This is a genomic window from Sphingomonas sp. P3_C6, assembly GCF_056402595.1.
In genome coordinates this window covers 1-11,958 of record NZ_JBFUHB010000003.1, presented here as the reverse complement: position 1 = coordinate 11,958, position 11,958 = coordinate 1, and the positions used below count along the sequence as shown (strand labels likewise).

Annotated in this window: 10 protein-coding genes; 5 read left to right on the top strand and 5 right to left on the bottom strand. The window is 64.1% G+C overall.

The window, feature by feature from the left end:
- Positions 1-5 precede the first annotated feature (5 nt).
- From AC1DT7_RS04995 to AC1DT7_RS04985, 3 genes are read left to right on the top strand one after another with little or no spacing between them, the layout of a single operon-like run.
- Entirely contained in the window at positions 6-1,766 is a 1,761-nt protein-coding gene (locus AC1DT7_RS04995) for a phage tail protein (protein WP_478034671.1), read from the top strand.
- Between the two features lie 55 nt (positions 1,767-1,821).
- The gene (locus tag AC1DT7_RS04990) at positions 1,822-2,220 is read left to right on the top strand and encodes a hypothetical protein (protein WP_478034670.1); all 399 of its coding nucleotides are present in this window, start codon (positions 1,822-1,824) and stop codon (positions 2,218-2,220) included.
- The gene (locus AC1DT7_RS04985; RefSeq protein ID WP_478034669.1) at positions 2,220-2,816 is read left to right on the top strand and encodes a virion core protein, T7 gp14 family; all 597 of its coding nucleotides are present in this window, start codon (positions 2,220-2,222) and stop codon (positions 2,814-2,816) included. The genes AC1DT7_RS04990 and AC1DT7_RS04985 overlap by 1 nt, the downstream gene beginning before the upstream one ends.
- Before the next feature lie 21 nt (positions 2,817-2,837).
- Here the strand turns inward: AC1DT7_RS04985 and AC1DT7_RS04980 are convergent, their stop codons facing one another.
- Genes AC1DT7_RS04980 through AC1DT7_RS04965 form a run of 4 tightly spaced genes read right to left on the bottom strand, consistent with a single transcriptional unit; the run spans position 2,838 to position 8,275 of the window.
- Positions 2,838-3,782, bottom strand: a complete 945-nt coding sequence (locus AC1DT7_RS04980) for a glutaminase (RefSeq protein ID WP_478034668.1) — start codon at positions 3,780-3,782, stop codon at positions 2,838-2,840.
- Between the two features lie 40 nt (positions 3,783-3,822).
- Positions 3,823-5,052 carry a cytochrome P450 gene (locus AC1DT7_RS04975; protein WP_478034667.1) on the bottom strand — a complete coding sequence of 410 codons (1,230 nt, stop codon included), beginning with the start codon at positions 5,050-5,052 and terminating at the stop codon, positions 3,823-3,825.
- Positions 5,049-6,653, bottom strand: a complete 1,605-nt coding sequence (locus tag AC1DT7_RS04970) for a Dyp-type peroxidase (RefSeq protein ID WP_478034665.1) — start codon at positions 6,651-6,653, stop codon at positions 5,049-5,051. The genes AC1DT7_RS04975 and AC1DT7_RS04970 overlap by 4 nt, the downstream gene beginning before the upstream one ends.
- Complete coding sequence (locus AC1DT7_RS04965; protein WP_478034664.1) at positions 6,635-8,275, bottom strand: hypothetical protein; 1,641 nt, start codon at positions 8,273-8,275, stop codon at positions 6,635-6,637. Before AC1DT7_RS04965 ends, AC1DT7_RS04970 begins: the two co-directional genes overlap by 19 nt.
- A 299-nt stretch (positions 8,276-8,574) precedes the next feature.
- Between AC1DT7_RS04965 and AC1DT7_RS04960 the strand changes: the two genes are divergently transcribed.
- Together AC1DT7_RS04960 and AC1DT7_RS04955 are read left to right on the top strand one after the other, a co-directional pair.
- Complete coding sequence (locus tag AC1DT7_RS04960; RefSeq protein ID WP_478034662.1) at positions 8,575-11,022, top strand: hypothetical protein; 2,448 nt, start codon at positions 8,575-8,577, stop codon at positions 11,020-11,022.
- Between the two features lie 2 nt (positions 11,023-11,024).
- Positions 11,025-11,507: a hypothetical protein gene (locus AC1DT7_RS04955; RefSeq protein ID WP_478034661.1), complete on the top strand. Its 483-nt coding sequence runs from the start codon at positions 11,025-11,027 to the stop codon at positions 11,505-11,507.
- 228 nt (positions 11,508-11,735) lie between these two features.
- Here the strand turns inward: AC1DT7_RS04955 and AC1DT7_RS04950 are convergent.
- The coding region (locus AC1DT7_RS04950) for an integrase core domain-containing protein (RefSeq protein WP_478034659.1) at positions 11,736-11,958 on the bottom strand (223 nt) is incomplete at its 5' end.

Here is an 11,958-nt window from a genome sequence, read left to right as displayed (position 1 = left end):
AAAGCATGAGCGTCGCCCGCATCTACCGCGTCGGATCGCCCTTCAACGGCGAAGAATTGCCCGAAGTCGATTTCGAGCAGTCGGCCGACACCATGTACCTCGCGCATCTGAACCATGCGCCGACCAAGCTCGTCCGCGCGGGCCATACCGACTGGACCTTCTCGTCGATCGACTTCACCCCGACACTTGGGCCGCCGTCCAGCCTGGGCGTTACGCCGTCAACACCGAACACGACCGAGATCTTCTACCAGCCGGCGCGCTATGTCGTGACCTCGATCGACGATGTCAGCGGGACCGAGAGCCGGGCCTCGGCCCCGGGATTCGCGAGCAACGACCTGACGCTCAAGCGCAATTGCAACACTCTGGGCTGGGCGGCTGCGCCCGGCGCGACACGCTACCGGGTGTACAAGGCCGACAATACGCAGGAATTCGGCTATATCGGCACCACGGCCAGCCTGGGCTTTGTCGACGATAATATCGGCCCGGATTACTCCGACGGACCGCCCGTCCTGTCCAACCCGTTCGGGACATCGGGCGACTGGCCGTCGACCGTCACCTTTTTCGAGCAGCGCCTGCTCTGGGGACGGACAAACAATCATCCAAATGCGATCTGGGGTTCCCGGTCGGGCAGCTTCGAGAACATGGACATCTCCCGCCCGCTCAAGGCGTCGGACAGCCTGAGCTTCGCGCTCGTCTCCGGGCGAGTGAATGCAGTGAACCAGCTCGTCTCGACGACGAGCCTGCTCGCCCTCACCTCGGATTCGATCTTCAAGATCGAAGGGGGGCAAAATGGTTATCTGACGGCGACGGATTTCGTCAGCCGACGCCAGAATGGGCGCGGGTCGTCCCGGCTCTCGCCGCTCGTCATTGACAGCGTCGTTTTCTACCAGACCAGCGTCGGCAACGGCGTGCGGACGCTCGGCTATGAATTTTCCTCCGACAGCATCAATTCCAATGACGTGACGATCTTTTCGCCGCACCTCTTTCGCGGTTTCAATATCACCTCCTGGGCCTATGCGCAGGAACCGCGATCGCTGATCTGGGCGGTGCGCGACGACGGCAAGCTGCTGTGCTTCACATGGGAGCAGGAGCAGCAGGTCTGGGGCTGGACCGTCTGCGAGACCGATGGTCTTGTCGAAAGCGTCTGCGTGATTTCGGAAGGCGGCGAGGACCGGCTGTACCTGACCGTGCGGCGGAACGGGAAGCTGCTGATCGAGCGCATGGCCAACGCCCGGTGGGACGCGGTGGAGGATTGCTGCTTCCTCGACAGCGCGGTCAGCTATCATTTCGATACGCCGCAGACCTTGCTGACCAATTTGCAGCATCTGGAAGGGCGGACGGTGTCGGCGCTTGCCGATGGTGGCGTCGTAACCGGGCTGGTCGTCGCCAATGGCCGCGTCACGCTGCCCGAACCGGCGACCAAGGTGACGATCGGCCTGCCTTATGGCGCGACGATCGAGACGCTGCCGCTGGCCTATCAGGGCCAGGCCGGCTGGACGATCGCCAAGCCGCAGACCCAGGCAAAGGCGGCCATTCGCCTGATCGACAGCCGCGGCGTGAAGGCAGGCCCGACCGATGCGACGCTCGAGCCGCTGCGATCCCGGACCAGCGAACTCCCCGGCCAGCCGCCCTCCCTGATGACGGGGCTGTACGAGACCTATCTGCGCGCCGACATCAATGGTGGCGCACGCATGGTGGTGCGATCCGACGATCCACTGCCGATGACCGTGAGTGCGATCTATCTCGACCCCTCCATCTCAGAATAGGGCGGTCACACTTGTCCCGGCCTCGCCCGTTCATGTCGGCCCGATCGCATCCCGCATGCGCGCGGCCGATGTCGTCGAGTGCGCGGCGATGGGGCACACGCCGCGACAGGCGCTGCGGGCCGGGCTGCTCTCCTCCTCGATGTGCCTGACCGCGACGGTCGATGGCCGGCCCGAGGCGATGTTCGGCCTGGTGGTGAGCAACGCGCTGTGCGGCGAGGGATCGCCCTGGATGCTCGGCAGCGATGCGATCTACCGCCATCCGCGCACGATGCTGCGCTGGGGGCCGCGCATCCTGTCGGCGATGTTCGATTCAACGTCGGTGCTGGAGAATCTAGTAGCCGAGGACAATCACCGCGCTGTCCGCTTCCTGAAGCGGATCGGCTTCACCATCGGAAAGGAGGTGATCATGATCGCCGGAACCCGCTTCATCGCTTTTTCGCAGGAGCGCCGCTGATGTGCGAGCCCTCGACTGCATTGCTGATCGCCTCGACCGCGATCTCCTCCATCGGCGCCGTGACGGCCGGCATCGGCCAGTCGCAGCAATATCGCTATCAGGCGCAGATCGCCGACCAGAATGCGCGACTGGCCAACGACCAGGCACGCGATTCGATCGAGAACACCAATCTGGAAGCGCAGCGCCGCTATCGCGCACTGGCGCAGATGAAGGGCGCGCAGACGGCGGCGATGGCAGCCAACGGCGTCGACCTCAATTTCGGATCGGCGGTTGATATCCAGAAGGACACGGCGATGATCGGCGCCGAGGATATCGCGCAGATCTACAAGGGCGGGAACGAACGAACGCGCGGCTTCGATATCAACGCCTTCAACTATCGGTCCCAGGCTGCAGCGAACCGTGCACAGGCGAGTGGTGCGCTCATGAAGGGAATTTTCGAAGGCGTGTCCACCGCGTTGGGTGGTGCGTCTCAGGTTGCCGGGATGAAGAAACCGACGGGCAATTCCACCGGGAAAAAGACCTCGGCCATCGGAACCATGCCGTCCTTCTTCGCGCCTCCCGCGAAATCGATCGGGATTGATCCCAGCAAAGCGTAGCGCATGCTGAGGCGGATGCCTCTACGACAAGCCTGCCGAAGTCTCGAACACAGACCATCCGGTCCGTTGCACCAGCCGCTCCAGCGCCAGCGCGCCGAGTTGCGACGTGCCGCGCGCATTGAGGCCCGGCGACCAAACGGCGATCGACGCCTTGCCCGGCGCGATCGCCAGGATGCCACCACCCACGCCCGATTTGCCGGGCAGGCCAACGCGAAAGGCGAATTCGCCCGAGCCGTCGTAATGGCCGCAGGTCATCATCAGCGCGTTGATGCGCCGGGCGCGCTGGGCCGACACGATCGAATGGCCGGTCGCCGGGTTGATCCCCCCGGCCATCAGATAGCCACCGGCGCGGGCGAGCTGGCAGCAACTCATCGCCAGCGCGCATTGGTGGAAATAGACGCCGAGCGTGCGTTCGACCGGATTCCGGATATTGCCGAAGGCCCGCATGTAATTGGCCAGCGCGAAGTTGCGGAACCCAGTGTCCTGTTCGGACCGGGCGATGATTTCGTCGATGAAAATGCTGTCGTCATCGGCCAGCGACCGGACAAACCGCAATATCTCTCCGATGGCCTCGATCGGCTGATGTGCGCCAAGGATCATGTCGGCGACCACGATGGCACCGGCATTGATGAACGGGTTGCGCGGAATGCCGGATTCGGTCTCAAGCTGGACGATCGAGTTGAAGGCGCTGCCGGACGGCTCGCGCCCTACCCTGTCCCATAGCCGGTCGCCGATCGCGCCGAGCGCGAGCGTGAGGCTGAACACCTTGGAGATGCTCTGGATCGAGAAGGGCTCATCCGCATCGCCCGCCTTGTGGCAGGTGCCGTCGGCCTCGATCACCGCGATACCGAACTTGTCGGCGCCCACTTCGGCAAGGCCGGGGATATAATCGGCCACAATGCCGCGGTCGGGCGCATCCGCCATCTCGGCCGCGATATCGACGACGATCGTTTCGAGGGAAGCCATAGGCGCTGTTAGCGGGCTAGCCTCATGGAATCACCCTGCTTCAGTCGAACTCGACCGTCAGCGATTCAGCGAAGGCCCCATTCTTGCGCAATGTGCCCGCCGCGCCGGACGCACGGCGCAGATTCTGGCGTTTCAGCAGCGGCTTCAGCATCAGGTGAAGCGTCGCATTGTTGATATGGATGCCGAAGCATTGGTGCAGGTCGTAGCCGAAGTGAATATATTCGTGCGGCAGCCGGCGCGGGTTGAACCTCTCCGGATCGGACACGCGGCGGCCATCGCGCATCGCCGAGGCGAAAGCGGCAATCACCGTCGATCCGGCGGGCACGCGTTGCTCGTGTTTCGTGCCCTTGCCGATCGTCCAGTCTTCCAGCGCGATGCGCGGCAGGCCCGGCGCGAGCGGATCGAACCGCATCGCCTCGCGTACATAGCCCGCCAGCAGCACGTCGTCGCCGGCACGCGCCGCCGCCTGGGCACCGCGCAACGCCTCGGGACGGCGCAGCAACTGCTCCATCGCCTGGGGCACGACCATCGGCGGCTGGGGCGGTCCACCGACGATGAAGCCCATCAGCGCGGTGCGGATCTGGGCGTCGCTGAAGCCGGGCTCGCCAGCCTTTTGCAGCTTCAGGCAACGGCCGAGCACGTCATCGGCGCCCGGCTTGTCGCGCCGCAGCTCGATCTGGTTCTGGATATGCGCGCGGAGCGCCGGCGCGATGACCTTCACCTCTTCGACAAGCGGCTCGTCACTGGCAACGAACTGATATTCGAACAGGCGTGTCCCCCACACCCGCAGATCGCCGCCCGGCGGTTCGGGTACGCCGAGATAGTCGGCGAGGAAATCGAAGGTCGCGCGCCGCACCAGCGTATCGACCACCTCGACCCTGCCGCCCGCGCCCGCGACGATCGCCTCGGCCCGTGCCTCGACATCGGCGGCCAGCCGGGGCAGATCCTCCCGCTTCATCACCTTGCGCATCGCGGCGGTATCCGCCTGATATTGCGGGGTATTGGCCATGCCGAGGAAGAAGGGCTCGCCGCCCATGATGACGTCGAGCTTGTCCTTATAGGTCACGCCGAACGCCGGGTCGGTCGCGAACACCTCCCGCACGTCGTCATAGCGGGTCGCGACATAGATCTTGCCGAAATGCGGAACCGGCTTCAGCCAGCGCAGCAGCCGGAAAAAGAAGGGCAGCGCCGCCATCGCCCGCGTCATCAGCCAGCGCTTGAAGCCCGTGGGGCCGGGCCGCAGCACCTCGGTGGACGAGAGGACGCTCATAGCAGTTCCAGATATTTCAGCGCCGGGATGCTCGGCAGGAAGAAATAGTCGCCGCCGGCCATGCGGATGAAGGTCTCGACATCGACGATCCGGCGCAGCGGCTGCTCCCGGATGGTCATCCTGCCCTTGGGGCCGATCAGCGGATCGGTCTCGTCATAGAGGGTGGCGAAGTTCGGGTTGAGCAGCCAGGTCTGCTGAACGAACTCGAACTGCCGCGCGATGTCGGTGTTGAGGCAGATGAACAGCAAGCCGCGATCAACCCCGTCCTCCTTGGGCGGCACGCTGATCGTGGAGCCATATTTGCGGCCGCGGCGCAGGATGCGGTGGTTGTTCGCCGCGTCGAGCAGCGTCTGCTTCTGGTCGGGCGTCGGGGCGAGCCCGTCGCGCGGGTTGGAGCGGCGGACATGTGAACCGGCCGGGCAGCCGACGCCGTGCAGGTCCCGGTCGAAAAAGCCGAAATCATTTTCCGGCATGTCATAGGCGTCGGGCGGCAGATAACCGGCGGGGCAGAGCAGATCGCCCTTGGTGTTGCGGCCGACCACACGTTCGGCGAGCCAGGTGGTGGTGACGTGCGCCGAGCCTGTCGGATCGCGCTCACGAATATGCGCGGCGTTCGCGCGCATCGATTGCCAGAAGGCGACGACATCCTGCTTCAGCTCGCGCACGACCATATAGCTGCCGTCGAGCCCGAAATCGAGAAAGCCCTCGGCCAGCGGATGCGCCGTCAGGCCGGCGGCCTGGCCATTGGCGTCGTCGGGCACGATCGGCCCCGGCGCCTTTTCGTGATGGCCGTTGGTGTGGCCGAACAGGATCTCGCCGAGCGGGACGCCGTTCCAGTAATCGCGCGCCGCCGGCGCCCCGGTGCTGAGCACCACCGCGTCGTCATCGAACGGAACGGGTTGCGAGATGCCATCCGCAAAGCCGAAATGCTCGCGCGCGACGCCCTTCGCATCGGGGCGAAGATCGAGCGGCAGGCGATGGACGACCTGGACGTCGTGCGGCTTCAGCGCTGCCTCGACCTGCTCGGCCCAGGCCTCTGCTCTCTCCTCGTCCTTGTCGTAGAGCAGCAGCAGGGCGTGCACCGTGATCGGCGTGACGATCTGCTCCTCGCGGTGGCCGGTCGACGTGCTGGCCCGCGACTGGCCTTCCTCGACGCTGGTCAGGGCAGCGCGCTGCCGCGCGTTGGAGCTCCATTTCGGCCCGCCCTCGATGACGGTACCGAGCCATTCGCCCTTGCGCCGATCACCGAGGCGGCGAAGCCGGTCCTCCTGGAACATGCCCTCGCGGAAGGGCGCGGCGAAGGATTCGAGCGCCGACTTGGGCAGGTTCATCTTCTCGAGGCCAGCATAGGCGAAGGCGATGGCCGTCGCGCGCGCGTCGCGCCCGTCGGCGTCTGTGACGGGTGCAAGTTCATCGATGGTCTTGAGCCAGGCGCCACCGCCTTTCCCGTTCCAGGTGAATTCGAGGAACAGCGCCCGCCCCGTGGGCAGCGAGGCGAAGCCGCTGACCACCAGTCCCTGGGTCAGGGTGCAATGCGGTGCCTTGAGCTGCCAGCTCGGCGGCTTCTTGCGCGGCGTCTCGCTCACAGGTCGTTGATCCACGCGGACGCCTCCTTCTTGGTGAGCGACGGCTTGCGCAGGCCGTTGGCGATGCGGTTGTTGCGTTCGACCTGATCGACCGTGAGGTCGCTATAGGCGCTGTACCAGAAGCGGCTGACCGTCATGGAATGGCGCGCCCAGGCCTTGAACTTGCGCCCATGGCTGGCGCCGTCCTGGATGAGGAAGCGCGTCGCCGGGAAGCCGACGCCGCAACCCCAGGCGAGGGTGAGACCGACATGTGCCTTCTCGATGAAGTCATCGAGATAGCTTTCCCAGCTCTGGTCGAAATTGCTGAAGAACATCAGCCGACTGCCATTGTTGACGAACGCCCAATGCGCGAAATGCACCGTGCGCATGCTGCCGAGATAGCCGCGCACGCCGCTGTTCGGCATCGCGCGCAGGATGAGCCCGAGGCCGCGGTGACCGGCATGGACGATGATCGTCCGCAGCACGCCCGGCTTGATCAGCACAACCGAGCCCATATGGTTCTGCGGAATCCAGTCCTCGCGCTGCGCCATCTGGCGCACCATTTCCTCATCGATCGGCGGCGCATCCTGGGAAGCGTCGCGCCGTTCGAGATAGCGCAGCCAGCACAGGACCAGCAGCACCGAAAAGGGAATGCTGAGCATGCCGAACAGGGTGATGCGCGGCGCATGTTCCTTCGCCTGTTCGAGCGGCAGCCCCGTCATCAGCGAGATGGCGATGGTGATCAGCGGGGCGAGCACCGCATAGAGGATGCCGCCGACCAGGATCAGCGCGAGCGTCTGCGGCTTGAACAGCGCCGAGATCAGGTTGAACTTGCCCGCCGTGTCGGTGCCCGGCAGCGGCTCCCGGATCAGGTAGAGGCGGATGCCGGTATAGAGGATACCGAAGGCGAGCAGCAGGTAGAAGCGGCTGTCCGGCATCATCGGCGCGAGGACCAGCCCCGGCAGCGCGAGCGCGAGGACCACCACAAGGGCGAAGACCGCAACCTTCAGATAATCGGCGCAGCGGGTGAGGAACGGCACGCGTGCCGGTGCCTTCTCCCCGAGCCAGGGATAGGCCGGCATTAGCGCCGCGCGCATGTGCCGGTGGATTTCGACCGGCGTCACCGGGCCGCGATAGGGGCTCGGGCCGGCACCGTTGGCGGTGGCGATTTCGGTGCGGGTCGCGCGGAACAGCTCGCCCTCCGCCAGGATCCGGTCGCGGGTCATACCGCGATTGCCATGGTGATAGACGCTCGGCTGAAGCGAGCGCCGTTCCATATAGGGCGCGATCGGTGCGCGGGAATCCGGTGCGGTCACTGCGTCGTAGAGCGGCCCGGTCGGGTCGAGCGGGCGCTTGCAGCAGCGCAGCATGGCGCGCAGATCGACCCCGATCGCCGCCTCGAGCTGGCCCCAGAAGACGCTGGGCAGGCCGTCGAAATTGGCCTCGAGCACGAACAGCGGATCATAATCCTCGCCGGGGAACACGCTCATCGACAGGAAATGGACCGACGGCACGCCGGCCATAAACCAGGCATAATCGCCCGGGCCGCCGGCACTCGCCGCGGAGCCGTTGTCGTGCAGCCGGTCGATCAGCGCGGAAAGCTTGTCATGGCTTTCCGGCTTGACCTCCAGCGCCACGGACAAAGTCGTTTGTCGCATCCGGCCGCTCCCCCGTTCGCGGGGTCTCCCGCGCCCTGTCTCTGCGAAACGGGAAACGGGCACGCCCCCCCGGACGTTACGCCCCCGATTCGTCGGCTCTACTATGTCACAGCTTTGCGCCGTGCACAGACAAACAAGGCAATAGGTCGACTTCCGGCGCCATCTCCGCCCCCCATCTCCGGCCCGCGACCGGGGCCGGTCGATTCAAGATACTCCCTGCCCGCCTTAAGTCCTCCTTCAAACCAAGGAGGTGCCCATGGCCGCCATTTTCCCCAACATCCTGCGATCGGAGGCCTGAGATGCCGACGGTCCCCACGGAACAGAACCGCACCGGCATTGCCGACGTCACCGACGCGAAGCTGCAGCCCGGCGATTATTCGGGCACCGGCCTTCAGGCGCTCGGCGCCGGGATGCAGCAACTTGGCGGGGTGGGCGCGAAGATCGCCGGCGACGTGCAGCAGCGGCAGGACAGTGACGACGCGTTCGAGATCAAGAAGGCGTGGAACGCCTATGCCGAAGGTGCGCGCAGCATCCGCGCCGATGCGATCGGCAAGTTCGATGCCGATCCCCCCGGAATGCTGCAAAGGATGACGCAGGACTATGGCGGCCTGCGCGACTGGATCCGCAGCGGGATGAAGAACGATCGCCAGCGCGGCCAGTTCGATCAGGTGATCGCCGAGCGGTTCGATTACGACCTGTCCGGCGCGCTCACCGAGAGCGAGCGGGCGCTTCAGCGAGGCCAGGACCAACAGAGCCTGTTGCTCGAACAGAATGCGGCTGACGACGCGGTCGACAATGCGGACGATCCGGCACTGTTCGACAAGCATCTCCATACCGGCGCCGAATCGATTGCCGGCCGGGCCGCGGCGCGCGGCGACGATCCCGCCGCGATCGACCGGAGCGTCACTGCCTATCGCTCCGGCATCCAGTGCCGCGCGCTGCAGAATGTCATCGACCGCGACCCGGTTGCAGCGGCCAACCGCTATCGAACGATACGCGACGGGATGACCGCCGCCGACCAGCAGACGGCGCAGAAGGAGCTGTTCGAACCACTCGCCCGCGCACTCGGGGCACAAGATGTGGACGGGCTGCTGCCGCCGGTCGAGATGGAAGGCCCCGCCCCGCTCTCTCCCGAACAGCGCGCTTCGGTCGCCGAGGCGATCGAGGCGCAGCCCTGGACTGACGCCCGCAAATATTATGCACGCGAGGATCTGGCGACGCGGGGATCGCTCGAAGACCGGCAACGCAAACAGGCCACCGACGCGGCGAAGGACAAGGGCCTGGCGATCGCCGAGCAGCTCGGTCCGGATTTCACCTCGATCACGCAGCTTCCGCCTGAGGTCCGCCGCGATCTCGACGACGATACGGCGCAGACGCTGGGCCTGATGGCGCAGGACAGTCTCGACGGTAAGCCGGTCGCCCCGAACGGCGTGACCTCGCTGATGATGAACCTCATCGCGTCGCAGAACCCGGCGGCGTTTGCGAAGGAGGATCTGCGTCTGGTGCGGGGCAAGGTGACGCCGGCGGAATATGAGACATTGGTGAGATTACAGCGGGGTCAGGGCGAGAGCAGGACTTTCGGCAACGATGTTACTCTGCGGCGCGGTCTCCAGACCGTTGCCCTGCAACTTCAACCACAAGGGGCAGCGCACACGCGCCCAGCGACGGATCCGCTCCTCGCTACGTCCGGCATTCCAGAATCGGAAGCACCGCCCGCACCGACTCAAGCACAGAATATGCAGCAGCCAGCGAGCCCGAACCCTGTCGACCAGCAGTCCGACGATTCCGTGAAGGCTGCTGCCCCGTATGTTCCAAGCGCGAAAGCTGTGCCTTCGAATATCTTGGCAGGCACATTCACGAACGACCCCACCTTTGTCGCCTTGATGGCAAGCAGGAAGCAATCGGACCTTGCTGGACTCGAGCAACGCTACCGGGCCCTGAAACACGGCCTTGAAGATGCCGTGAAGGACCTGGGGAAAGCGCAAGACAAGCGGAAACCAAATCCCAAGGAAATCGCGAACCGGCAACAGAGGGTAGACGCACAGCGACAGCGTCTTGCCGCAGCCGCAGTCCCGCTTGTCTCCGCCACAAGATCGGAGCGGGCGCTCGAACAATATTTCATCGGGAAGGACGTGAACATCATCGTCGGAGATCCGGCCGGCAAACATGGATCGGTGACATTCGATAGTGAGAGCCGAGTCAAATTCCCGCCGGGTTCCACAACTGCTACGTATACGATCCGCGGTCCGAACTATGCGTTCACCAACCCGGACGATGCCGCCTATGATGCCATAGCGCTCACCAGGGCGATCACGGGAGCACTCGGCGATCCCAATGAGAAGGCGGGTTATGTCGTCAAGCGCCCCGACGGTAGCTTCGGTTATGAATATCAAAGACAGATCGAAGGACAGCAGCCGCTGTCCAAAATCTATGCCTCCGGCATCGAAGATAAAGCCACCACCGATCCCACACCGAAAAATGCGGTTGCAATGTGGCATATCCACCCGGTCGGCGGGATCGGGAACGATGCCAAGAATGTCTATTTCGGCGAGGGCGACGTCAAAGCGCCGTTCGAAGCGGCACGGAGTATCAGTGCGACCCAGTTCGACGCCTATGTCGGCGCTTCGGATGGAGGCGTGCGGGTTGTGCGCCACATCCCTTCATCGTACAAAGAGGGAACAAACGGGGTAGACCTGAAGCCCAAAGTGTACCAAATTGTCGGGCCCGGATATATGCGGTTGAGGTAGATATGAAGAACATCATTCCGTTCGCCTCCGCGCTTCTGATCTGTGCCTGCGCGACGGATCGCCTATCGGACGGCGAGACAATGGGTGCGGGTGATATCCTGACCGTTCCAGATCTTTATAAGAACTCAGGCCGCTATAATCGCAAGACAATCAGGGTCGTGGGGTACCTCGACACCTGGTTGGGCCGCGGAAAATATCTGATCCGCGACAGCACCAAGGCATCCTGTCGTGAAATGCCCGATATTCTCGTCAGGCTTCCGAAACGCGACGGAGCGAAACTGGAAAAATTGCTTGGACATGAGGTCGTCATAGAAGGCATCTTCCAGAACGATATATTCCCGGACGGAATAGATACCGGGTTCGCCGAAGCCCTGGGCAATGAAAGATTTTATGGCCCGGTGAAGCGCGCCAGGATTATCGAGGCAAGGCCCAGAATATGCCCCGATATTAACAGGGGGCCATGGATCGATCCCAAGGCGGAATAGTGGGTAGCCGGGAGTGTCGATGGGATTCTGGTGACAAGTGCAACAATCCCCAACTGTCATCAAGATTCCGCAGCAGAGTAAAGGGGTTATTGCACCCGTCACCGAAGACTCCGATATTCATCGAAGGGCCTATATCGCATCCAGCAAGGCAAACCTCACGCACATCTTGGCATCGATCTGCCCGACAAGACTGGAAATCCGGTGACGTGCTCCCCTGAGTGTTACCACTCAGAGATAGAGTCCTTGCCCTTTGTGCGGGCTGGTTGCTGACATGGCAACGGCCATGGGGGCATGCCCCCATGGCCGTTGGCCGGCGATCTCGGCGGGAGTTTTTCCGCCCAGTTTCGAGTGCGGCCTGACATTGTTGTAATCGTCCCGCCAGGCCGCCAATATCCGGCGCGCATGCGCCAGTGACCTGAACAGCGTCTCGTTCAGACATTCGTCGCGCAAG

Excerpts from the sequence above, each read along its gene's own strand:
- AC1DT7_RS04995 (WP_478034671.1), top strand. The coding sequence starts at position 6 with ATGAGCGTCGCCCGCATCTACCGCGTCGGATCGCCCTTCAACGGCGAA.
- AC1DT7_RS04990 (WP_478034670.1), top strand. The coding sequence starts at position 1,822 with ATGCGCGCGGCCGATGTCGTCGAGTGCGCGGCGATGGGGCACACGCCG.
- AC1DT7_RS04985 (WP_478034669.1), top strand. The coding sequence starts at position 2,220 with ATGTGCGAGCCCTCGACTGCATTGCTGATCGCCTCGACCGCGATCTCC.
- AC1DT7_RS04980 (WP_478034668.1), bottom strand. The coding sequence starts at position 3,782 with ATGGCTTCCCTCGAAACGATCGTCGTCGATATCGCGGCCGAGATGGCG.
- AC1DT7_RS04975 (WP_478034667.1), bottom strand. The coding sequence starts at position 5,052 with ATGAGCGTCCTCTCGTCCACCGAGGTGCTGCGGCCCGGCCCCACGGGC.
- AC1DT7_RS04965 (WP_478034664.1), bottom strand. The coding sequence starts at position 8,275 with ATGCGACAAACGACTTTGTCCGTGGCGCTGGAGGTCAAGCCGGAAAGC.
- AC1DT7_RS04960 (WP_478034662.1), top strand. The coding sequence starts at position 8,575 with ATGCCGACGGTCCCCACGGAACAGAACCGCACCGGCATTGCCGACGTC.
- AC1DT7_RS04955 (WP_478034661.1), top strand. The coding sequence starts at position 11,025 with ATGAAGAACATCATTCCGTTCGCCTCCGCGCTTCTGATCTGTGCCTGC.